The 25,250-nt window shown below is 36.5% G+C and carries 16 protein-coding genes; 10 read left to right on the forward strand and 6 right to left on the reverse strand.

Features of this window, described 5'->3' with window-relative positions; genetic code table 11:
* Positions 1–176: 176 nt before the first annotated feature.
* The 5 genes from asnB to secDF all read left to right on the forward strand — a co-directional run bounded on the left by asnB (position 177) and on the right by secDF (position 11,274).
* On the forward strand, positions 177–1,793 hold the full coding sequence (gene asnB / locus AC51AA_RS17975) for an asparagine synthase B (protein WP_500703570.1): 1,617 nt from the start codon (positions 177–179) through the stop codon (positions 1,791–1,793).
* A gap of 275 nt (positions 1,794–2,068) precedes the next feature.
* Positions 2,069–4,801, forward strand: coding sequence for a M16 family metallopeptidase (locus AC51AA_RS17980; protein WP_500703571.1), 2,733 nt, complete (start codon positions 2,069–2,071; stop codon positions 4,799–4,801).
* A gap of 280 nt (positions 4,802–5,081) precedes the next feature.
* Positions 5,082–7,025 (forward strand): DNA topoisomerase (ATP-hydrolyzing) subunit B, encoded by a 1,944-nt coding sequence (gyrB, locus tag AC51AA_RS17985; protein ID WP_500703572.1) that lies wholly within the window; start codon positions 5,082–5,084, stop codon positions 7,023–7,025.
* 109 nt (positions 7,026–7,134) lie between these two features.
* Positions 7,135–8,070 (forward strand): malate dehydrogenase, encoded by a 936-nt coding sequence (gene mdh, locus AC51AA_RS17990; protein ID WP_500703573.1) that lies wholly within the window; start codon positions 7,135–7,137, stop codon positions 8,068–8,070.
* Positions 8,071–8,298: 228 nt separating this feature from the next.
* Positions 8,299–11,274, forward strand: a complete 2,976-nt coding sequence (gene secDF, locus AC51AA_RS17995) for a protein translocase subunit SecDF (RefSeq protein ID WP_500703574.1) — start codon at positions 8,299–8,301, stop codon at positions 11,272–11,274.
* Between the two features lie 467 nt (positions 11,275–11,741).
* On the opposite strand, the gene lgt is transcribed toward secDF, so the two are convergent.
* The 5 genes from lgt to AC51AA_RS18020 all read right to left on the reverse strand — a co-directional run bounded on the left by lgt (position 11,742) and on the right by AC51AA_RS18020 (position 16,680).
* The gene (gene lgt, locus AC51AA_RS18000) at positions 11,742–12,674 is read right to left on the reverse strand and encodes a prolipoprotein diacylglyceryl transferase (RefSeq protein WP_500703575.1); all 933 of its coding nucleotides are present in this window, start codon (positions 12,672–12,674) and stop codon (positions 11,742–11,744) included.
* 63 nt (positions 12,675–12,737) lie between these two features.
* A complete protein-coding gene (gene yidD, locus AC51AA_RS18005) occupies positions 12,738–12,977 on the reverse strand; it encodes a membrane protein insertion efficiency factor YidD (protein WP_500703576.1) in 240 nt (79 codons plus the stop codon).
* A gap of 22 nt (positions 12,978–12,999) precedes the next feature.
* Positions 13,000–14,475, reverse strand: coding sequence for a cysteine--tRNA ligase (gene cysS / locus AC51AA_RS18010; protein WP_500703577.1), 1,476 nt, complete (start codon positions 14,473–14,475; stop codon positions 13,000–13,002).
* A gap of 129 nt (positions 14,476–14,604) precedes the next feature.
* Positions 14,605–15,276, reverse strand: coding sequence for a GTP cyclohydrolase I FolE (gene folE / locus AC51AA_RS18015; RefSeq protein ID WP_500703578.1), 672 nt, complete (start codon positions 15,274–15,276; stop codon positions 14,605–14,607).
* A gap of 204 nt (positions 15,277–15,480) precedes the next feature.
* Positions 15,481–16,680, reverse strand: coding sequence for a pyridoxal phosphate-dependent aminotransferase (locus AC51AA_RS18020; RefSeq protein WP_500703579.1), 1,200 nt, complete (start codon positions 16,678–16,680; stop codon positions 15,481–15,483).
* A gap of 122 nt (positions 16,681–16,802) precedes the next feature.
* Between AC51AA_RS18020 and AC51AA_RS18025 the strand changes: the two genes are divergently transcribed.
* The 5 genes from AC51AA_RS18025 (at position 16,803) to AC51AA_RS18045 (ending at position 24,661) form a co-directional block, all read left to right on the forward strand.
* Entirely contained in the window at positions 16,803–18,128 is a 1,326-nt protein-coding gene (locus tag AC51AA_RS18025; RefSeq protein ID WP_500703580.1) for a PDZ domain-containing protein, read from the forward strand.
* A 156-nt stretch (positions 18,129–18,284) separates the two neighbouring features.
* On the forward strand, positions 18,285–20,927 hold the full coding sequence (locus AC51AA_RS18030; RefSeq protein WP_500703581.1) for a gliding motility-associated C-terminal domain-containing protein: 2,643 nt from the start codon (positions 18,285–18,287) through the stop codon (positions 20,925–20,927).
* A gap of 31 nt (positions 20,928–20,958) precedes the next feature.
* Entirely contained in the window at positions 20,959–21,894 is a 936-nt protein-coding gene (locus AC51AA_RS18035; RefSeq protein WP_500703582.1) for a PorP/SprF family type IX secretion system membrane protein, read from the forward strand.
* Positions 21,895–21,904: 10 nt separating this feature from the next.
* Positions 21,905–24,037: an OmpA family protein gene (locus AC51AA_RS18040; RefSeq protein ID WP_500703583.1), complete on the forward strand. Its 2,133-nt coding sequence runs from the start codon at positions 21,905–21,907 to the stop codon at positions 24,035–24,037.
* A gap of 141 nt (positions 24,038–24,178) precedes the next feature.
* Positions 24,179–24,661: a hypothetical protein gene (locus AC51AA_RS18045; RefSeq protein ID WP_500703584.1), complete on the forward strand. Its 483-nt coding sequence runs from the start codon at positions 24,179–24,181 to the stop codon at positions 24,659–24,661.
* A gap of 82 nt (positions 24,662–24,743) precedes the next feature.
* Here the strand turns inward: AC51AA_RS18045 and AC51AA_RS18050 are convergent, their stop codons facing one another.
* Positions 24,744–25,124, reverse strand: coding sequence for a DUF1573 domain-containing protein (locus AC51AA_RS18050; protein ID WP_500703585.1), 381 nt, complete (start codon positions 25,122–25,124; stop codon positions 24,744–24,746).
* Positions 25,125–25,250 lie beyond the last annotated feature (126 nt).

A 25,250-nucleotide genomic window follows, 5' to 3' on the forward strand; every position in this document is an offset into this window, starting at 1 on the left:
TCTGTAAGGAGGACGTTTTTCTTGGTTAAAAAAGAGATAATTTGTGATATTTCAGCGACTTATGAAATAATTTAAAAGTTGTTGCACTTTCTTTTTTATATTTGGCTTTTGCTAAAAAATCAAGAGGTAATAGTAAGATCGTTTAGAGATAAAATAAAAATAAAAAATAGAATAGTATGTCTGGATTATTAGCCATAATTGGTAAAGGAAAAGACCCGCAACTCGTAAAAGAGCTTTCTACAAGAATGTCGCATCGTGGTCCTGATCAGTGTGATTTACATATTATGGAAAACGGAAGTGTTCTGAGTCATGAAAGTTTGTCTATCATCGATTTGCGCACGGGTAAACAACCAATCCAAGGGACTAAAAATGCTTGGATGGTACATGATGGAGAAATCTACAACCATCAAGAATTAAAAGATACTGTTTTAAAAGAACATAATTTTAGAACTAAATCAGATTCAGAAGTGATCGTGCATTTGTACGAAGAATTTGGATACGATTTTTGTCATAAACTCGATGGGGATTTTGCTTTTGTGATTCTCAATGGTGATGATTATATCGCCGGAAGAGACCCTATTGGTGTAAAGCCTTTGTACTATGGTTTAGATGAAAGAGGGAGAATTTATTTTTCTTCAGAAATGAAATCCATATCCGATCAATGTAAATCCTTTGCTACTTTTCCTCCAGGTCATTATTATACGGCTAAAACAGGTTTTGTAAAATATTATAGACCGGAGTATGAAGATCATGCTAAGGCTACTGAGGCTTTGGATTTGGATTTAATCCGAGAGACCTTGATTGAGGCGACTCGCAAACGATTAATGAGTGAAGTACCTGTTGGGGTACTGCTTTCGGGAGGTTTGGATTCGTCCTTAACTTCGGCAATAGCCGCTCGATTAAGGAAAGAAAGTGGGCAACCACTGCATTCTTTCTCGATCGGATTGGATGCGGATTCACCAGACAATAAGGCTGCGCGAACCGCAGCGGCATTTTTAGGGACTCAGCATCACGAAATCCTTTTTACGGTAGAAGAAGGGGTGGAAATTTTGAAAAAAGTTATTTATCATATCGAAACGTATGATATTATTTCAGTACGCTCTGGCGTGCCTATGTATTTGTTGTCTAAGGCTATTGCCAAGCAAGGAATTAAGGTGATTTTGTCGGGAGAAGGTGCTGATGAGATTTTTGGAGGACATTTGTATTTTAGAAATGCACCTACAACAGAAGAATTTCAAGATGAAACGATCGAAAGAGTGCAAAAGTTGTTTACAGCCGATTTATTGCGTGCTGATAAAACCACGATGGCCAATGGACTAGAGGCTAGAGTTCCCTTTTTGGATGAGGCTTTTTTAGACGTGGCCATACGAATTAAAACGGCAGAAAAACAACCCAAAACCTATGATGGTATTGAGAAATATATTCTAAGAAAAGCTTTTGATACGCCTGAAGATCCGTATTTGCCTCAGGAGATTTTATGGAGACAAAAAGAACAATTTTCTGATGGAGTGGGTTACAATTGGATTGATGCGTTAATTGCTTACTGTGCTACTCAAATTTCAGATGAACAATTGGCTCAAGCAAGTGTTGAATTTCCATATAATTCCCCTACAACAAAAGAAGCTTATTTCTATAGGTCTATTTTTCATCAGTATTATCCGCAAGTAAGTGCTGCTCAAACAGTACGAAAATGGATACCGAAATGGCAAGAAAACCAAGATCCAAGTGGAAGGGCTAATGCGGCTCACGTAAAGGCTGATGTAGAACTGGCTAAAGCTGGAGTAGCGGTATAAGAAGTAAGAAAAAACAAAGAGACCCTTGATAGGGTATTAAGCGATCAATAGGATAAAAGTCCGAAATGAACATTTAGAATGTTGATTTCGGACTTTTTTTATACGCGCTATTGGGGTAGGAACATTTGCAAGTTGGCGTTTTTGTTAGCCTTGTCTTGGGTTGAAAAATAAAATACTAAAAATCAGCGATTAAGCATTTAAGGATTTAGGAAAAATACTATATTTGAGTACCGAAAATAATTAATTTAATCTATTTTAATGCTTAATTAGACCCTATGAAAAACCAATTACTAAATGGAATTTTGTACTGCTCATTTGCTGTGGTGAGTTCAGTTTACGCGCAAAAATCGGAAGTGCCAAAGTATATTACTAACGTGGAAGGCGTGAAGGAATATGCACTGAATAATGGCCTAAAAGTGCTTTTAATCCCGGATGCTTCCCAGAGCAATATGGTGGTTAATATCGTCTACAATGTAGGATCTAAAAACGAAGGCTATGGGGAGAAGGGTATGGCTCATTTATTAGAGCATATGCTTTTTAAAAGCACTAAAAATTTGGGTGACATTAAAAAGATGCTGTCGGATAAAGGGGGAGCTGCTAATGGGACTACCTGGATGGATCGCACCAATTATTACGAAGTTTTTCCTTCAACGGATGAAAATTTAAAGTGGTTTGTTGAGATGGAAGCTGATCGAATGGTCAATGCTACGATTCTACAAACAGATCTAGACAAAGAGTTCTCGGTGGTACGAAATGAATTTGAAATAGGGGAAAATAATCCTGATGGTGTTTTGCAAGAGAGGATTATGTCAACGGCTTATCTGTGGCATAATTATGGAAACAGTACCATTGGAAGTAAAGAAGATATTGAAAGAGTAAAAGCCAATACCTTGAGGGTGTTTTATGAAAAGTATTATCAACCGGATAATGCTACTTTAATCATTGCTGGTAAATTTGATGCGCAAAAAGCTTTACAGTATGTCGGACAATATTTTGGTGCTATTCCAAAGCCGAAAAGAGTTTTGAATAAGACTTATACGATAGAACCAGCACAAGATGGTGAAAAGTTTGTGGAGCTCAAAAGGGCGGGTGACAGTAAAAGTATTGGGGCTTTATATCATACGGCAGCCTATGCAGATAAAGATTATGCAGCTCTTGATGCCCTTGGAGAAATCTTAGTGGCGGATCCGTCGGGTTATTTGTATAAAACCTTAGTAGAAACCCAGAAAGTGTCTAGTATTTACTTTTGGCAACCTACCACTAGAGATGCTAGTTTTATGTATTTCGGAGTAGGTCTACCGAATGATAAAGATGTCAAGGCTACAGAGGATCTTGTAAGAGCCGAAATGGATAAAATTGGGACAACTAAGTATACTGATGAAGATGTCAGCAGAGCCAAAGCGAAAATCATCAAACAAATTGAGGGTGTAAAAAACAATACGATTTCCTTTGCGATCAATCTGACCGAGGTGATTGGAGCGGGAGATTATCGATTGGGTTTTCTTTATAGAGATGCTATTGAGAAGTTAAGCAAGGAGGATATCCAAAGAGTAGCTGAGAGGTACTTTAAAAGCAATAACAGAACTGTTGGGGTGTTTATTCCGTCTAAGGAAGAACAGCGCGTGAAACCGGCAGAATATACAGATGAACAAGTATTGGCTTTTACCAAGGAGTACAAAGGAAAAGCATTAGAAAAAGAAGTGGCACCATTTGAGGCTTCTATCAAGAATTTAAAGCAAAATTTTGTCGAAGGCAAGCTTAGTAACGGTGTTAAGTACGGACTGATTAAAAAAGAGATCAAAGGAGGGAAAGTACAGGGTAGTTTTAAATTTCCAGTGAGTAATGAAAAAGATTTAGCTGGAAAATCCGATACAGGGAGTATTTTGGCTCAATTGTTAAAAACGGGAACCAAAACCAGAACTAAGGAGCAAATAATTGATCGATTGGATCAATTGAAATCTAGTTTGTATTTTAATTTTTCAGGACAAACGCTAACGGTGAGTGTGAGTACCTATAAAGAGAATTTTAAAGAAGTGATGGAAATTTTGGGAGACTTGTTGGTCAATTCCACTTTTCCTCAAAATGAGCTAACAAAAACCATTGCAGAGTATAATACGTATTTGGAGGCAAGTTTAAATGATCCTCAATCGGTGGCCTTTACGCAGCTTTCTAAACAAACAGAAAATTATCCTAAAGAGAGTATTTTTTATACGTCGACCGTACAGGAACAAATTGATGCTTATAAAAAGATTAAGCAATCAGAAATTGTTGATTTTTATCAAAATATCTTAGGTGGAAATAATGGACTAGGAAGTTTGGTTGGTGATCTAGATGCTAAAACTACAGGAGAAATTTTAGAAAATACCTTTGGTAAATGGAATTCTAAATCGAAATATGTACTGGCAAAACCTACCTATTTTGAGACAAAAAAATTAGAGAAGGAGTTTGTTACTCCTGATAAAGAAAATGCTGTAGCGATAGGGAAAATAAGTTTCAAGATGAATTTAAAAGATGCGGATTACCCAGCATTGCTTATGGCTAATGAAATTTTGGGTAGTGGAGGATTTTTAACCGCTAGAATTCCAATGCGATTAAGAGAAAAAGAAGGGATTAGTTATGGAGCTGGATCTTTTATGAATGTTCCGGTGGTAGATGACGTGGCTTCTTGGGCATACTATGCTTTTTTAAATCCAACCAAAAAGACGGCTGTTGAATTAGCAGCTAAAGAAGAAATTGCAAAAGCATTGAAAGATGGCTTTACTGCGGAAGAATTAAAATCAAATTTAGGAAGCTGGCTCAATGAGAGAAAAACCAGATTGGGTAATGATGGTGCTTTGCTAGGTTTGACCAATGTGTATCTTCAATATGGGATTCCTTTGGAGGATTATGATACCTTGGAAGGTAAAGTAAAAGCATTGAAAGTGGAAGAGGTAAATGCGGCTTTGAAAAAGTATTTAAGTTTGGAAAAAATGACTTCGGTTTATGCAGGAGATTTTACTAAAAAATAAGCGGTAAAAAGAGTTTTTTTATAATTTTAAAATCCGAAATGACCTGTAGAAGGTTGTTTCGGATTTTGTTTTTCTTTGTCATTAGCCTTAAAAGGCAATTAATGATTTATGATTTCTTTATTAAAGAGGATAATTTTCGGAATTTAGGGGCGTTTTTTTGATTTTTTCAACAATTGTGTTGATAACTTAAGCGCTTTAAATGGTATTTTAACGGATATATAATTTGCGTTTTTATATATTTGCGTGTTAGACAATAATTACATTTTTTAGAATAAATTATATGAGCGAAGAAATCAAGAAGAACAGTTATTCAGCAGATAGTATTCAGGCATTAGAGGGAATGGAGCACGTAAGAATGCGTCCATCGATGTATATTGGAGATGTAGGTGTTCGAGGACTACACCATTTGGTTTATGAAGTTGTAGATAACTCTATTGATGAGGCCATGGGAGGGCATTGTGACACTATTGGTGTAGCAATAAACGAAGATGGATCTGTAAGTGTAGAAGATAACGGTCGTGGAATCCCAGTAGGTATACATAAAAAAGAAGGTGTTTCGGCCCTAGAGGTTGTAATGACTAAAATTGGTGCCGGTGGTAAATTTGATAAAGATTCGTATAAAGTTTCTGGAGGTTTGCACGGTGTTGGGGTTTCGGTAGTAAATGCATTATCAAATCACTTGCGTGCCACAGTTCACAGTAGTGACGGAAAGGTATATGAGCAAGAATATGAAAAAGGAAAGGCGTTATATCCAGTAAAACAAATTGGAGAAACGACAAAAAGAGGAACGATTGTAACTTTTTATCCTGATGAAACTATTTTTACGCAAACAACAGAGTTCTCTTATGATACTTTGTCGGCACGTATGCGTGAATTGTCTTTCTTAAATAAAGGAATTACGATCACTTTTACGGATAAAAGAGAAGTAGATAAAGACGGGAATTTCGTTCAAGAAATATTTCATTCTGATGAAGGATTAAAAGAGTATATTCGTTACTTAGATGGGAATCGTGAGCCAATTATCGCACACGTTATTTCAATGGACCACGAAAAAGGTGAAATTCCGGTTGAGGTGGCTTTGATTTACAATACGAGTTATACAGAGAATATTTTCTCTTATGTAAATAATATTAATACACACGAAGGAGGAACACACCTGCAAGGTTTTAGAACTGGTTTAACCAGATCGTTGAAGAAATATGCGGATGCTTCTGGAATGTTGGATAAGTTGAAGTTTGATATTTCTGGAGATGACTTCCGTGAAGGACTTACGGCTATTATTTCGGTAAAAGTAGCGGAGCCACAATTTGAGGGGCAAACCAAAACTAAACTTGGAAATAGAGAAGTAGTCTCTCCTGTGAGTCAAGCAGTGAGTGAAATGATTGAGAATTATTTGGAAGAAAATCCAAATGATGCGAGAGTCATTGTTCAAAAAGTAATTTTGGCTGCACAAGCCCGTCACGCTGCTAAGAAAGCTCGTGAGATGGTACAACGTAAAACCGTTATGGGTGGAGGCGGATTGCCAGGAAAATTATCGGATTGTTCTGAGCAAGATCCAGCACGTTGTGAAGTGTACCTTGTCGAGGGAGATTCGGCAGGTGGAACGGCTAAACAAGGTCGTGATCGTGCCTTTCAAGCGATTTTACCCCTACGTGGTAAGATTTTGAATGTGGAAAAAGCCATGCATCATAAAGTGTTTGAAAACGAAGAGATTCGTAATATTTTTACCGCTTTAGGAGTGACTGTTGGAACTGCAGAAGATAGTAAAGCTTTGAATCTTGAAAAACTGAGATACCACAAAGTAATCATCATGTGTGATGCCGATGTCGATGGTAGTCACATCTCTACTTTGATCTTGACTTTCTTCTTCCGTTTTATGAAAGAATTAATAGAGGAAGGACACGTATATATTGCGGCTCCACCTTTGTATTTGGTAAAAAAAGGAAACAAAAAAGAATATGCTTGGAATGATGTTCAGCGTGATCAGGCAAACGAAAGAATGGGTGGAAGTGCCGGTATTCAACGTTATAAAGGTCTTGGGGAGATGAACGCAGAACAATTGTGGGAAACGACTATGGATCCAAACTTTAGAACTTTGCGTCAAGTAAACATTGATAGCTTAGCTGAAGCCGATAGAGTTTTCTCTATGTTGATGGGAGATGAGGTACCGCCACGTAGAGAGTTCATTGAGAAAAATGCTGTTTACGCGAATATAGATGCTTAATAAAATGTAATCTTCAATTCGTTTAATTGTTCCGCTAAAAGGGGTAATTAAACGAATTGTTACTTTATAAAAACATATAAATTAACTAATAACCGATAAACTATATAATATGAAAGTTACCATTGTAGGAGCAGGAAATGTTGGAGCTACTTGTGCTGATGTTATTTCTTATAGAGGAATTGCAAGCGAAGTGGTATTGTTGGATATTAAAGAAGGTTTTGCCGAAGGGAAAGCGTTGGATATTATGCAATGTGCTACAAACACAGGATTTAATACCAAAGTATCAGGGGTAACCAATGATTATGCTAAAACGGCAGGGAGTGATGTAGTAGTGATTACATCTGGAATTCCTAGGAAACCAGGAATGACCCGTGAAGAATTAATAGGTATCAATGCAGGGATTGTGAAAACAGTTGCTGAAAATGTATTGAAACATTCACCTGATACGATTATTGTGGTGGTGTCTAATCCTATGGATACAATGACGTATTTGGCATTGAAATCTACAGGATTACCTAAAAATAGAATTATAGGAATGGGAGGAGCTTTAGATAGTTCTCGTTTTAGAACGTATCTTTCTTTGGCTCTTGATAAACCAGCCAATGATGTTTCGGCTATGGTAATTGGAGGACATGGTGATACCACTATGATTCCATTAACAAGATTGGCTTCTTATAATGGTATTCCGGTAACTGAATTTCTTTCAGCAGAAGTGTTGGAAAAAGTCGCTGCCGATACTATGGTAGGAGGGGCTACATTAACAGGTCTTTTAGGGACGTCTGCTTGGTATGCGCCAGGAGCTTCTGTGGCTTATTTAGTGGATAGTATTTTAAATGATCAAAAGAAAATGATTGCTTGTTCTGTTTTCGTAGAAGGAGAATATGGGCAAAGTGATATCTGCATAGGGGTACCTTGTATCATTGGTAAAAACGGAGTAGAGGAGATCGTGGATATTCAGTTAAATGAGCAAGAAAAGGCTTTGTTTGCTAAAAGTGCAACTGCAGTTAGAGGGATGAATGATGCCTTAAAATCGATTTTAGTATAATAAATTCCGAAAAAAAAGGAGAAGGCTGCACTTTTGCAGTCTTTTTTTTGAGATTAATTAATAAATAAATTGGTTAATCTTTTCGTTAATTATATATTTGCTCGGTTTAAAAAAAATGTAGTAATTCGTGATCTCGATTTTTTAGTTTTAAAAACTCATGTCAGGACTTATTTTATGGGACTTTAAAACAAAAAATAAACAATAAAACATAATTAATTTTTAGTAATAATGCAGAATAAAGGACTTATTAAATTTTTCGCAATTCTATTTGCATTGGTAAGTATTTACCAACTTTCGTTCACTTATGTGGCCAATAACGTCAAAAGTGAAGCTAAAGCTTTTGCAGGAGATAATCCTGATAAAGAGTTAAAGTATTTAGACTCAATTGGTAAAGAAAAAGTGTTAAATCTTGGTTTTACGAATTTTACTTATAACGAAGTAAAGAACAAACAATTAAATAAAGGTCTTGACTTAGAGGGAGGAATCAATGTGGTTCTTCAAATCTCTATTAAAGATGTTTTGAAAGGTTTGGCTAACAATTCTAAAAATCCAGTATTTAACAAATCGTTAGCGGATGCAACTGCAGCTGTAGAAGGAAATAAAACGTATTTAGATAAGTTTTTCGAAGCTTTTGATGCTAATTCTAAAGGAACTATAAAACTAGCATCTCCAGAGATTTTTGCAAACAGAAACTTGCAAGGAGAAGGTGGTATTGCTTTTGAAATGTCTGATGCGCAAGCGCAAAAAGTAATTAGAAAGAAAGTTGATGAGTCTATTGAAAGTGCTTATAAAGTATTAAGAGAGCGTATCGATAAGTTTGGTGTTACACAGCCAAATATTCAAAAGTTAGGAACTACAGGAAGAATCTTAGTTGAGCTTCCAGGGGCTAAAGATGTTGATAGAATTAAGAAACTATTGGGTGGAAAAGCGCAATTAGAGTTTTGGGAAACGTATAAAATTGACGAAGTTGGAAACTTTTTAGTAGCGGCTAACGAAGCATTAAAAAAGACTGAAATCAAAAAAACGGAAGCTAAAGCGGTTGCTAAAGATTCATTGAGTGATTTATTGACAGATGCTAAAGATTCTGTTGGGGTTAAAAAAGGAAACAATCCATTATTTGACAAAATGTTAGGTCAAGGTGGTGGACCAGTTTTAGGTTATTTTGCTCCAAAAGATACTGCTGTAATTAACGGGTACTTAAGCAGACCAGAAATTAGAGTTTTATTAAGCGCTGATCAACACAATGCAAAGTTTGTTTGGAGTAAGCCAACAACGATTAAAGATGCAAAAGCAAAAGATATTGAAGCAGTTGAATTATATGCTTTAAAAGGAAATAGAGACAATGTTCCTGCGATGAGCGGTGGTGTTGTAACGGATGCGAAAGATACTTTTGATCAAATGGGTAAACCAGCTGTTTCTATGCAAATGAACAGTCAAGGTGCTAAAATTTGGGAAGAATTGACAGGTAGAGCTTTTTCTACTAAAGGGTATATTGCTATTGTTTTGGATAATGTAGTGTATTCTGCACCAGGAGTAACTAGTGGGCCAATTGCAGGAGGAAGATCTGAAATTACAGGTTCTTTTGATGTAGCGGAAACTAAAGATTTAGCGAACGTATTAAATGCAGGTAAATTACCAGCTGCTGCTGATATTCTTCAATCAACTGTTGTTGGGCCATCTTTAGGTCAAGCTGCAATTGATGCAGGAACAGTTTCATCTGTATTAGGATTTTTATTAGTTTGTTTATGGATGGTATTCTATTATGGTAAAGCAGGTTGGTATGCTAATCTTGCCTTATTATTAAACTTACTTTTCTTATTCGGAATTATGGCAAGTTTTGGTTTTGTATTAACATTACCAGGTATTGCAGGTATCGTATTGACATTAGGTACGGCGGTAGATGCGAACATTATTATCTATGAAAGAGCAAAAGAAGAATTGCGTGAAGGGAAGTCATTGTCAGAGGCTGTAGAAGCTTCTTACGGATGGCATGGTGCAATGCGTTCTATTATTGATGCAAACGTAACTCACATTTTAACTGGAGCAATCTTGTTTATTTTTGGAACAGGACCAATTAAAGGTTTTGCTTTAACTTTACTTATTGGTATTGTAACGTCTATGTTTACGTCAATTTTCATCGCTAGAATTTTCATCGATAGAAATATTGCTGGTAAAGGAGATTTAACGTTCTGTACAAACATCACTAAAAACTGGTTTACTAACTTTCATTTTGACTTTATCAAAATTAAAAAATTCACTTATGTCTTCTCTTCAATAGTAGTAGTAGTGAGTTTGGTTTCGATCTTTTTCGTGAACGGATTAGATGAAGGGGTTGATTTTGTTGGAGGAAGAACATTCCAAGTTAAATTTGAAAAACCAATTGATGCTACTGCAGTTTCAGATGAATTGTCTGCAGCTTTTGGTACTCCAGTTGAGGCTAAAATTTTAGGAGATGATGATCAATTGAAAATCACAACTAAATACAAAATCAAAGAAGATGGTGTAGCTATCGATAAAGAAGTAAATGAGAAATTATACGGTGCATTAGCGAAATATTTCCCAAATACATCTTACGAAAAATTCATCAACTCTTTTGATGGTAAAAAAGTAGGTGTTTTGCAAGCTTCTAAAGTGGGAGCTTCTATCTCTGAAGATATTAAGACAAACTCGTATTGGGCTGTTCTTGGAGCTATGGCCGCTATCTTCTTATACTTAATGATTTCTTTCCGTAAATGGCAGTATTCATTAGGTGCGATTGCAGCTGTTGCGCATGACGTTATCTTTGTATTGGGTATCTACTCTTTATGTTATAAATTCATGCCATTCCATATGGAAATGGATCAGCACTTTATTGCTGCGATTCTTACCGTTATTGGATACTCTATGAATGATACTGTAATTGTATTTGACAGGGTTAGAGAGTTTATCATTGGAAACCGTAAGGGTTCTTTTGAAGATATTGTAAACGCTTCTATTAATACAACTTTATCAAGAACATTGAATACGTCATTGATGATGATCATTGTGTTGTTAACGATGTTTATTTTTGGTGGAGAATCAATCAGAGGATTTATCTTTGCTATGTTAGTAGGTATTGTTGTAGGAACTTATTCTTCATTGTTTATCGCTACGCCAGTATTGGTAGATACGATTTCAAAAGATGAGAAACACACCATTGAAGAAAAACACAAACAAGTAGCTTAATTTGTAAGTGTTCATTATATAGAGAAAAGACCCAACGAAAGTTGGGTCTTTTTTTTTTGGACTATAGTCTGAGGGGTATAATCAAAAGCAGAAAAGGCCTGTAATAGACTAGGTAATTATCTCTTGAAAGAGGGAATGAACTTTGCTTGCTGGCCTAGTTTAGGTCTTTATGGGTTTTAGGTCTGTAATAGGCTTATATAAGGAATGAAACGTATTGTAATGGTTTAAGTACTGGGTTGCGTTTAGACGGTACCTTATGGAAGTAGGAAATCATTTTGTCCGCTTTTGAGGCAGGAGTAGGTAGAGCGGTTTTGGTAAGGTGAAACCAATAGCTTTGCTTTTAGGACGTGGTAGTGGTCCTTGATGGGTTGTTGCCGAAGTGATGGAAAGATTTGTTTAGAGTGTATACAAAAGCGTCCAACAGCTCGTGTGAACTATTGGACGCTTTTGTATACTTAGTAGGTTTGTTAAGACGCTGCTAAAGGGTTTCTTTGTGCTCTAATGATAAAGAATAACCCGATGATGATAAAAGGGATGCTTAGCCATTGTCCTGTTGAAAACAGACCTAATTCGGCTTCAAAACCACCTTGGCTTTCTTTTACAAATTCTACGATAAAACGGACCATAAACAAAAGCACTAGAAATAGTCCAAACAAGTATCCTGATTTTAGTCTAGCATTGGTTTTCCAATACAAGAAATATAAGATAGCGAAGACAAAAATATAACAAAATGCTTCATATAATTGTGTAGGGTGTTTGGCAGGAACCTGGGCTAAAAGACTAGCGAATTGAGGATCTGTTGCAATGGCAGTATAGGCCTCTTTTGGATCTGCAATTTGCGTAGCATTTACAGCATCAGCCTTGCTAAACTGGTCGTGTAAGAAACGGATTCCAAAGGGTGAAGTGGTCTCATGACCGATGATTTCTGAATTCATGAAGTTTCCTAAACGAACAAAAATAGCGCCACTAGCAACAGGAACAACCACACGGTCTAAGATCCATAAAAGTGGGCGTTTTAAGATTTTTTTGCTGTAATAGTACATGGCCACAATGATGGCGATGGCAGCACCATGACTGGCTAAACCTTGAAAACCGGTAAATTCAAATTTTGGTTCGAATCGAAAAGGTAAAAAGATTTCCAATAAATGGTTTCTGAAATATTCCCAATCATAGAATAAAACATGTCCTAAACGAGCGCCAATTAAAGTAGCCAGTACGGTCCAAACGAACATAGAGTCTAATTTATCTATTGATTCGTTTTCACGTTCGAAAATTTTCTTCATTAGGTACCAGCCTAATCCAAAAGCGATTACAAACATTAAGCTGTAATAGCGGATCATAAAAAAACCTAAATTGATTCCTTCTGAAGGATTCCAAACGATGTTTAAGGCGTGTGTCATGTAGTATATTGTTTTGGTTTTGTAAAAATAGAATTTAAGGGCTGTGTTCTTCTTTAAAAAAAGTTAATGTTTATGTGAACATTTCTTTTCTGGAACGGGATCATAGCCTCTTCTTCCCCAAGGATGGCAGCTTAAAATTCGTTTCATGCCGAGGTACCCTCCATAAAAAAGCCCATGAGTCTGCAAGGCCTGAATCATATAGCTGGAACAGGTCGGCTCGAAGCGGCATGCCGCTGGAGTAAAAGGCGAAATGGCAGTTTGATAAAACCGAACTAATAAAACAAAGGGTGTGATGACTTTCATGATTTATTAGAAATTGAATGCGTTATAAGGAGAAGCTCGTACCTTCTTTTCCATCTTTCAATTGAATACCTAATCCAATCAATTGATCGCGAATTTGGTCAGAAAGGGCAAAGTTTTTATCGGCTCTAGCTTGATTTCTCATCTCAATAAGCATGTGGACAACACCTTCAAGTTTGTCGTTATGGTTATCGCTTTTTTCATCGCTCAAACCTAAAACATCAAAAACAAAAGCGTTAATCGCGTTTGTAAAAGTGGTTAAGTCTACAGCGGTAATACTCGCTTTTTCTTCTTTAAGTAAATTGATATAACGAACCGCCTCGAATAATTGTGCAATTAAAATTGGGGTGTTGAAATCATCATTCATCGCATCGTAGCAAGCTTGTTTCCATGCTGCGATATCAATAGAGCTGCTTGCGCTGGTGGTGATACTCGGTAAAGCATCTACCGCTTCAACTAAACGTTTGTACCCTTTTTCAGCAGCAACAATAGCTTCATCTGAAAAATCTAAAATACTACGGTAGTGTGCTTGTAACATGAAAAAACGTGTTACAGCAGCCGAAAAGGCTTTGCTTAAAATGGTGTTGTTACCACTTAAAATCTCACCAGGAAGGATGTTGTTTCCTGTTGATTTGGCCATTTTCTTTCCGTTTAGTGTTAACATATTGGCGTGCATCCAATAGTTGACTGGTGATTGTCCTGTGCAGGCTTCATTTTGCGCGATTTCGCATTCGTGATGTGGGAATTTCAAATCCATTCCTCCACCGTGAATATCAAAATGATTTCCAAGGTATTTGGTACTCATGGCGGTACACTCTAGGTGCCAACCTGGAAAACCATCGCTCCAAGGCGAAGGCCATCTCATGATATGTTCTGGTTCTGCCTTTTTCCAAAGGGCAAAATCCTGTGGATTTCTTTTGTCAGACTGACCATCAAGATCACGGGTATTGGTAAGCATATCTTCGATATTTCGACCGCTTAAAACACCGTAATTGTTGGTTAGGTTGTATTTGACAACATCAAAGTAAACAGATCCGTTAGCTTCGTAGCCAATTCCGGTATCGATAATTTTTTTGATGATTTCGATTTGTTCAATAATGTGACCAGTAGCGGTGGGTTCGATACTTGGGGGTAAAAAGTTGAATGACTTTAAAATGTCGTGAAAATCAACCGTATAGCGCTGTACAACCTCCATTGGTTCTAGTTGCTCTAAACGTGCTTTTTTAGCAATTTTATCCTCACCTTCATCTACATCGTCAACAATATGGCCAACATCGGTAATGTTACGTACATAACGCACTTTATAATCAAGATGCAAAAAATACCTGAAGATCACGTCAAACGACATAAAAGTGCGGATATTTCCTAAATGTACATTGCTATAAACCGTAGGTCCACAAACATACATTCCAACATTTCCTTCGTGAATAGCCTTGAAATTTTCTTTTTCACCAGAAAGTGAATTGTATATTTTTAGCGGTTGACTTGTGTATAAAGGCATATTTTTTTATTGATTTTTGTAAGCGATTCAATCGGCCGTTCGCTCTCTTTTTCTGGTATAAGAAGCCAGAAAAAGAAAGTCGCTTCGGTCGGGCTTGCGCCTAAATATAATATGAAAAGTTGTAAAAAACTAGAATTGAGTTTCTAATTTAATATAGTCTAAAAACTCTCTTCGGGTTTGAGTATCTTTGAATTTACCACCAAATTCTGAAGTTACGGTGCTGCTTTCGATATCTTTAATCCCTCTTGAGTTTACACAAAGGTGTTTGGCATCGATCACACAAGCTACGTCTTCAGTACCCAATGCTCTTTGCAATTCTTGAACAATTTGCATCGTCAAACGCTCTTGAACCTGTGGTCTTTTAGCATAATATTCTACAATTCTGTTCATTTTGGATAAACCAATCACTCTTCCGCTAGAGATATAAGCTACATGCGCTCTTCCTATAATTGGCAATAAATGGTGCTCACAAGTAGAGTAAAGCGTAATGTTTTTTTCTACCAACATTTCACCATATTTGTAATTATTGTCAAAAGTAGAGGCTTTTGGCTTTCTGGATGGATTAAGTCCACCAAAAATTTCCTTTACAAACATTTTGGCCACTCGGTTTGGGGTGCCTTTAATGCTGTCATCTGTCAAATCCATTCCTAAGGTCTGTAGAATGTTTTCGACATCTTTTTTTATTTGTTCTATTTTTTCATCATCACTTAAAACAAAAGCATCCTCTCTTAGAGGGTTTTGTGCATTGTTGCTAAAATGATCGTCTCCTATTTCGTCTAAAAAATTTTCGTTATTTATCATTAAAAACTACTATTAGTATGGGTATATGTATTTAAGGCGGTAAAGATAATTAATAAAAAGGAAACCTTTTCTATCGTTTTTATTATTTAATGATCTCTTTTTAGATATAGATTAAATTAAAGGCAAATTAGTGCTTTTTTTAAAACACAAAAGACAATAACTATTGGGTTATTGTCTTTTGATTATTCTTAGTGCAACCTGTGCTTATTTTCTATTGTGGTAAGCCAGTAGTGCTTCTTTTAAAACGTTTACGGCTTTCACTAAATCTTCTTTGTTTAATACGTAGGCAATTCGAACCTGATTTAAGCCCATTCCTGGAGTGGAATAAAAGCCCGCTGCAGGAGCAATCATTACCGTTTCTCCATTTAGGTCATAGCTTTCTAAAAGCCATTGTGCAAAATCATCTGCATTTTCAATAGGTAATTCAGCAATACAATAAAAAGCCCCTTTTGGTTTGGTTACGATAACACCCTCGATTTTGTTTAGTTCCGTAATCAAGGTATCACGACGTTCTTTGTATTCTGCAATCACTTCGTCAAAATAGCTTTGTGGGGTATCGATTGCAGCCTCACAAGCAATTTGCTCGATAGTGGGTGGGCTCAAACGCGCTTGAGCAAATTTCATAACAGTGGACAATACGTCTTTGTTTTTGGTCACTAAACAGCCAATCCTTGCACCACACATGGAGTAACGTTTGGAAACCGAATCCACCATAATTACGTTTTGTTGTACGTCTTCTAAGTTCATAACGGAGTAATGAACATCATTGTTATCGTACAAAAATTCGCGATATACTTCGTCAGCGATCAAATACAAATCGTGTTTTTTGATTAAATTCGCTAATTGCTTGATTTCTGTTTCTGAATATAAATAACCAGTTGGATTTCCTGGATTACAAATTAAAATGGCTTTCGTTTTAGGAGTAATCAATTTTTCAACCGTATCGATGCTTGGTAAAGCAAATCCGCTTTCAATAGTCGAAATAACAGGGACTACCGTTGCACTTGTAGAAGAAGCAAAGGCGTGATAATTGGCATAAAAGGGTTCTGGAATAATGATTTCATCCCCTGGGTCAGTGATCGTGGCCAAGGCAAACAACAAAGCTTCAGAGCCACCCGTGGTCACAATGATATCTTCTGGGTTAACATTTACGTTTTGACGTTGGTAAAACTTGGCTAGTTTATTTCTATAGCTTTGGTATCCAGCTGATGGACTGTATTCTATAATAGTTAAGTCAATATTTTTTACCGCCTCAATGGCCACTTCGGGTGTTTTGATATCCGGTTGACCAATGTTTAAATGATACACTTTGTGTCCTTTTTGTTTTGCAATATCTGCATAAGGAGCCAGTTTACGTATCGGTGATTCGGGCATGTTTCTGCCTTTGTGTGAAATTGTTGGCATGAGCTGTTTTATTGAAATGCAAATTTGCATTTTTTTTTCGAATTTCACGTAAACAATATAGGGTCATATAAAAATGTAACAATTATCGATATTTTTAGTAAATTTATATTAAAAATTCAGCAATGAAAAAAAATATTGGCTTCTTTTTTGTGCTTTTGGCATCTTTTTCATTGAATGCGCAAAGTGATTTTTTGATAGAGAACCATGCTAGCAAGGTTACGATTCCTTTTAAATTGATAGACAATCTCATTTTTATTCCCATAAAGGTTAATGGAGTAGAGTTGAATTTTCTATTAGATTCAGGAGTCGAAGAAACGATTTTGTTTAGTATGGAAGAAAAAAAAGAGGTTAGTTTTAATAATGTTGAAAAGATTAAATTGAGAGGGTTAGGAAGTGAAGAGGAGATAGAAGGTTTAAAATCGACCAATAATATCTTAGAAACGCATGGCCTAAAATCAACGGGACATTCGCTTTATATTATATTAGATCAAAGTTTTAATTTGTCTTCACATATTGGAATCCCAGTAAACGGTATTATTGGCTATAAGTTCTTTAGAAATAATTTGGTTGAAGTGAACTATCAAAAGAAAAAAGTGGTGGTATATGCAGATGAAAAAGGATTTAAAGAAAAACTAGAGAAAAGATACGAGGTAATTCCCATAAGCATTGAAAAAAACAAACCATACCTGTATGCAACGGCAGTAGTAGATGGAGTGGATATTCCTGCAAAATTGTTGATCGATATTGGAAATAGTGATGCTTTTTGGGTTTTTGAAAATGATAAGATAAAATTGCCTCAGAAGAATTTTGCTGATTTTTTAGGAAAAGGGTTTAGTGGTGATATTGAAGGTCATCGGGCTAAAATCGCTCAATTTTCCATAGCGGATTTTGATTTTAAGAATCCAATTGTCGCTTTTCCAGATTCGACCTCAGTGAGAAATGTAAAAATGGTACCCGATAGGATTGGTTCTGTTGGAGGGGAAGTGTTGAGACGTTTTTTGGTGGTATTAAATTATCAAGATGGGAAACTCTATTTAAAAAAGAACAATAAATTCTCCGAGCCCTTTGGATATAATAAAAGCGGAATCACGGTACAACATCTTGGCTTGCAATGGGTACAAGAGACAGTTCATTTAGAGACGGTCAAGGTGATTTCCTCTATGACCGATATGGCGGCTGAAGACAGGAAGAAGGACGATTTTAGGTATAAATTTTCGCTAAAACCATTATATGACATTGTCAGTATTCGTAAAAATTCGGCGGCTGAAAAATGCGGATTACAAAAAGGAGATATTATTTTAAGTATCAATAAGGTGGATACCTATAAGTATTCCTTACAACAAATAAATGCGCTTTTAAAATCAGAAGAGGATGTTTGGATTACTTTAGAAGTGGAACGCAAAAGTTTGATTTTAAAGTTCCGATTTAAACTAGAGGGGGAATTGTAAAAAAAGTTGAAAAATGTATAAAATAGCCAATAAAATTGAGGATTAATGATCTTTACTTTTTAATAGATGTAAATTTAGTGAGAATTTAATGATTAATTGGCAGTTTTGAGTTGGGAACCTAATTATTTTCTTATGTTTATAAAAAAATAAAGGTTTATGGTTAAAAACTACGCTAATTTCTTACAATTATTATTGTTTTTTGTTTTTTTATTCATTTTGCCCTCACAAATGTCAGCTCAATGTGCTGGAAATGATGCGCAAAAAGTAATTTGTGACATTCAGGACCCGGCCTATAAAAACCTGTCCTTATTTGCATTATTAGGAGGGTCTCCCACTCCAGGGGGGACATGGTCAGACGATAATAATTTACGAGGACTGGATACCATTACAGGAATATTAAACGCCCAGTTGATCGCCAATAGTGGAGTTTACCACTATACGTATACGGCACCCACTGTGGCAGGTTGCACCAATAACACGGCAATAGTGACCCTTACAATTGGTTCGTACGTCGGAGTTGGGGCACAGGCTACTGAATGTAGTGAAGCGGGAACTTTTAATCTTTTTACAGCATTTGATAGCAAGGTCATGGGGCCACATTCCAATGGGAGATGGACTAATCTAGCTGGTCAACCTACAGGAGGACCAGAATTTAAGATTAGAGGACTTGAGGGAACATTTTATTTTAGATATACACTACCAGCGGTATTGGATTGCTCACCCATAGAGCCTTCCACCATTGTTAGTGTAACAATCATTAGAGCACCTGAAGTGGGAAAACCTGTTAAATTGGAGCTTTGTGGGACTACGGATTTGACTTCCTACACGAATTTTGATTTGCATGATTTACTCGCGGGTGAGGATATGGGAGGAGAATGGACAGGTCCGGGGGTAACTTCAAGACTAGACCATAATGTTAATCTTCAAGAAATATTTGATGCAGTTGGGGAAGGAGATCTTAGTTATAGCTATACCGTTTTGGCCCTTCCTAATAATAAAATTTGTAAAGATAAAACGGCCTGGGTAGTGATTACATTGGAAAAAAGGATTGATTTTACAGGTTCAAAAATAGTGGTGACCAAAGATATTTGCGAAAATGAAATGAGTACTGCAACTTACTCAGCGAAAATCTCGCAGGGTCCCGAGGCTATACCCAATGGAGAATATAAAGTATCTTTTAATGTTGCAGCTCCAAATGGCGGGGGATCAGAAACAATAACTGCTCATTTTGTTGATGGGGCGCTTCGTTTTCCAATAGCGGCTTCTTATTTTAGACAGCTGGGTCAGTATACCATAACCATCACCAATATTGTTCCGACATTCGGTAAGAAACTATGTCAGAATATCTTTAGTCCATTTTATGATGATTTAAGCATTTATCCTTTACCGCGTTTAGATGGCGCCCTACTAACGGCTAACGCTATATGTCAGAATCAAGAGGCTAGTATGCAAATTTCAAATGCTACTCGATTGGCTGACGGTCAATATGCTATAGTATACAACATCACAGGAGCTAATTCGGCCACAGCGCAAGAAGCGACCTTTACGGCTGTAGGGGGTAGCGCAAGTTTTAAAATACCGGCAGCTCTAAATGGGAACAGTGGACTGGCTGTTGTTCATATTACTCAGATCACCAATATCACCATTCCAACACCACAGTGCAGTAATACAGCGAACGTAAAAGGAAATATAACCATTAATCCATTACCCAATGCCGGGACGGTAAAAATAGAGGTACTTGATTATTGTTTTAATGAGCCTGTAGTTGTGGCAGTTTCTGGATTAGGAAATCTAACAGCAGCGACACTTTCTTATGTGCTTTCAGGTGCTAATTCTTCGGTCCAAGAAACGGAGGTTTTAGCGGTTGCTAGCGGAAAGGCTACTTTTGTTATTCCATCAGCTTTACTGGTTAATACTGGTGCTACCGCAATTTCCGCAAGCTATTTAAAAAATAGTAGTACGGGCTGTGGTATTGATTTAAGTACTGTGTTGGATGGTTTCGTTATTCACCCTATTCCTGTCGCTCCAACGGTGATGAGTCCTCAATCTTTTTGTAAAGTAGAGCAGACCACCCTTGTGAATTTGACTCCAAATGGACCGCAATATAAATGGTATAGCTCTGCAACGTCAACAGTAGCGCTTCCTAATTCTTATGTGTTACAATCGGAAAATCTTTATGTAAGAGAGACGTCTTTGGCAAATTGTACTAGTGTTCCAGCTATGGTTTCAGTGGTGATAAAGGATATACCAGCTCCTACTTTAAATCCAGGAGGAGCAGAATTTTGTGGGTTGAAAAATCCGACTATTTCGGACTTATCAAAAGCGACCAATGTACCTGGTACAGTTGCTTGGTATGATGCTGAGAATAATGGTAATCTTTTGGCTTCAAATGCCTTGCTACTGCATAAGGCCACGTATTACGGGTTTGATTTTTCGGCAGCTACAGATTGTATTTCGGATCGCCATTTGGAAGTGACCGTTTCCTTAATTAATTGTAATCCTGTTGACTATACCTTTTTTATTCCTGATGGGTTTTCACCCAATGGAGACCATGTAAACGATACTTTTAGAATTCCAGATATTGAATTTTTATTCCCCGACTATACGTTAGAAATCTTCAATAGGTATGGAAACCTCATGTTTAAAGGAAATAGTAGCAAACCCAATTGGGACGGAAAAAATGCGCAGTCTGCTGGTTTTGGCGATGGAATTGCGCCTAACGGAGTTTATTTCTATAGTATCCATTTTAATAAAGGTAATACCCCTGCAAAACAAGGTCGACTTTATTTAAATCGATAACGCTAACCTATCTTACCTAATAGATTTCCAAATGAAAAAAATAATACTTTTTATATCTTTTCTCTTTTATATAACAATAGCCTCAGCACAACAAGATCCAGAATATACCCACTATATGTACAATATGAGCGTAGTGAATCCCGCGTATGCAACGGGAACTCCTGCCATGATGAATTTTGGAGGATTGTATAGAACGCAGTGGGTTGGAGCAGTAGGTGCACCGAAAACTTTTACTTTCTTTGGGCATACTGCTTTATCTGAAAAGATAGAAGTAGGGATGTCATTGGTGTCTGATGATATTGGTGATGGTGCAAAAAAAGAAAATAATTTTTATGCCGATTTTGCTTATGTGTTAAAATTGGGAGCTGCTAGCCAACTTTCTTTAGGATTAAAAGCAGGATTTACCTCGCTGCAAACCAATTTTAATGGTTTTGTTTTGGAAAGTGGAGATGCCACTACCGATGCTGCTTTCGCTCAAGACATTAATGTGACCAAACCCAATATTGGAGTGGGAGCTTATTATTTTAGAGATAACTTTTATCTTGGTTTATCAGCGCCAAACTTGTTGAATTCCAAGCATATTGCTGCTAAATCGGGGATTCAGGCGCGCGGATCTGAGAATCTGCATACTTTTTTAACGGCAGGTTATGTTTTTCAAATTCAGGACAGCTGGAAGCTTAAACCTGCCTTCATGTCTAGATTTGTTAAAGGTGCACCCATTGCTGTGGATCTGACGGCAAACGTTTTGTATAATGAAAAATTGGAGTTTGGTGTTGCCTACCGAATAAACGATGCTATGAGTGCACTGATGAATATCAGGTTAACACCTGGTCTTAGGGTGGGCTATGCATATGATTATACGTTGACCAATTTTGGACAGTTTAATTCGGGTACCCATGAAATAATGCTGCTTTTTGATTTGGATCTATTAGGAAAAGGCTATGATAAATCACCAAGATTCTTTTAAAATGAAAAAGATGAAAAAACTACTCATAATGGTATTGGTATTGTCAATACAGTTTAGCAATGCCCAAGACCAGGATGTACAGCGAGCCAAGCGATTTTTTGATAAAACGCATTACAGTGAATCCATTGTTTTGTATGAAAAGTTAGCTCAGAGCAAGCCTTCACAAGAGGTTATAAAAAATCTGGCAGATTCGTATTTTTATACCAATGATTGGATAAAAGCACAAAGGTATTATAGGCAACTGATCCAAAGGTACAATCAAGATTTAGATCCCAATTATTATTTCAAGTATGCTCAAACTTTAAAAGCAAGCGATAGTGATCAGGAAGCTAAAGAGGTTTTTCGAACCTATTATGAAAAGTCGGGTACCGCCCAGGATCTTGCTCGTTTTGAAAGGGACAGTAAGATATTAGAAAATATTACCGCAATAGGGCAACGATTTGAAATAAAAAATCTGGCTATAAATACCCCAAATGCAGAATTTGGAGCCGTAAAATACAAAGATAAGCTGGTTTTTGCAGCCGTAAAATTAAAACCAGGATGGTGGGATAAAAAATTTAAATGGGACAATGCTACCTATTTAAATTTGGTTACTGTCCCATTTAACGATAGTAATGATAAGAATGCTTCAGTAGATTATTTTGCGGAAGAATTGACAACGGGACTGCACGAATCCAATGCCGTTTTTACCAAAGACGGTAAAACCATTTATTTTACACGCAACCATTCAAAAAACGGAAGCAAGCAAAAGAACGATCAGAAAATTTCGAATATTCAAATTTTTAAAGCTAATTGGGTAGATGGAAAATGGACCCAAATAGAAGCTTTACCTTTTAATAGTCCTCATTATTCTGTAGAACATCCCGCTTTAAACGCTGATGAAACCGTATTGTATTTTGCCTCAGACATGCCCGGAACCTTAGGATCGTTTGATATTTATTCGGTGAATATTAATAAAGGGGCCTTTGATGTTCCTAAAAACCTAGGTCCAAAAGTCAATACCACCAAAAGAGAGCAATTTCCTTTTGTGTCTGCTGATGATCAACTTTATTTTTCTTCCGATGGGCACTTAGGTTATGGATCTCTAGATGTTTTTGTCTCAGAGATTAAAGGAAATGAATATGGTCAGGCAGTAAATGTCGGTTTGCCAGTGAATTCTAATGCAGATGATTTTTCGTTTACTATTGATTCAAAGACCAAAGAAGGTTATTTTGCCTCCAATAGAGCAGGAGGAAAAGGAAGCGATGATCTGTATCAATTCAAAGAAATTAAAGACTTAGTCGTAGAGGATTGCAAGCAATTTATAGCAGGAACAATTACCGATGTGGATACCCATCTGGCTCTTGAAAAGGCTACAGTGCTTTTACAAGATGCTGATCAAAAGACCTTAAGTACAATTGCTACTGCTGCCGATGGAACATTTAGTTTTACTGTGGCCTGTGAAAGTACCTATACTGTTGTGGCTTTTAAAGAAAAGTATACCAAAGAATCTAGATCGTTAACCATCGGGAATAAAAGAGATTGGACAACCGATGGCTCATTGGCTCTCAAATCATTAGCGGTAATGGAAAGGGAAGAACAACAAATAACAGCTACTAAAAGAACAGAAGAGTTGCGTTTGATAGAGGAGAAAAAAGAAAAAGAAACTCAAGCTCGTATAGCTTTAAAGGAAGCAGCTGTCAAGGCGAAAGCAGCTGAAATCGTGGCAAGGGAAGTGAAGAAGAAGCAAAAGGTCCAAGAGATTTTGAATCAGGAAAAAGATGTGATAAAAGATGCTAAGGACCGCTTAGTAATCAAAACGGATCCCATCTATTTTGATTACAATTTGTGGTACATTCGTAAAGAATCTAAAGTGATTTTAGGGAGAGTTGTGGCTTTAATGCAGAAATATCCAGCGATGGTTATTGAAATTGGTTCGCATACCGATTCCAGAGGAAATGATCAGTTCAATGAAGAACTGTCTCAAAAAAGAGCTAGTTCTACTAGAGAATTTATTATTCAATCGGGCATTGATGCTAAAAGAGTGAGGGCTAAGGGGTATGGAGAATCGATACCTATTGTGAAATGTAAAACAGACGATGCCTGCTCGGAAGAAGAGCACGAATTGAACAGAAGAAGTGAATTTGTTATTGAGGATTTGTAGTGATAGAAATAGTAAAAAACAGTTAAGCTTTAAACGCTCTAATGTATAATAAAAATCATCAATTTAAGGAGTAAGCCTTTTTTATAGCCTCTTTTTTTATTAATTTTATAATCTATCAATGATCTTTTAAAAAAAAATATTATGAAAAAACTAGTTGTATCTTGTTTGCTTTTAGCCTGTGTTGGGTTACAAAGCTGTAAAAAAAATGATAATCAGAAAGAGTTGGAAGCTGCCAAAGCTGAAGAAGAAAAGATTACTAGTGTAGCATGCTATAAAGCCATATATGAAAAAGATACAATTGATTTAAAATTAAATACATTGAAAAATGGTAAAATATCTGGAAATATGGACATGAAAGTTGCCGGAGCAGCGCAAAGAGTGGGTGAACTCAAAGGTGAATTTCGTGGAGATACCTTATTTGTTGATTATACTTTTAAAGAGGTGACTAATAAAGATAGGATTTTCAAAAATCCAATGGCCTTTTTAAAACGAGAGCAGCAACTTATTTTAGGTAATGGAACCATGCAAACCACTATGGGAGTTACGTATTTGGTAAAGGATAAGCCAATTGATTTTGATCGTGTTAAATATAAATTCACTGCTACTGATTGCGTTGAAAAATAAAAAACAAAGATAAAAAAGCGAATAAAAAAAGCCGTTCCTTTAAAAAAGAACGGCTTTGCTATTTTTAATTTGATGTGTTTTTTTATAAAACCTCCCCTTTGATTTTTAGGGCAACTCTACCATCAGGATAATTTACAGCATTGGTTTCAACGGTAATTGTTTTACGAATCGGACCAGAAACCATATTGTATTTTACATCTATTTTTCCTTTTTTACCAGGTAAAATAGCCGCGGCAGGTTTGGTCACAACGATAGAACTTGCAGTTGATTCCGCACCGGTTATTAATAGTGGCGCATCTCCAGTATTGGTGAATTCAAAAGAGCGAACGCCATTGTCTCCCTTAGAAATTTTTCCGTAATCAATAGTGTTGTCTTGGGCGGCAAATTCAATTTTTGGGCCGTTTTGAGCATAACCTATTGTACTAAACAATGCGATTACAATAAAAGTGGCTACATTTTTCATTTGAAATTGTTTTTAAGTTGTAAGTAAATATACTTTCTTTTAATTAATACACAAATTATTAATTCGCTTTTTATAGTGTACTTAATTATTTACTTTTGCTGTCATATATAATAACAAAAATTAAAC

The organism is Flavobacterium sp. OHVDL-2026-0007, from assembly GCF_059882335.1.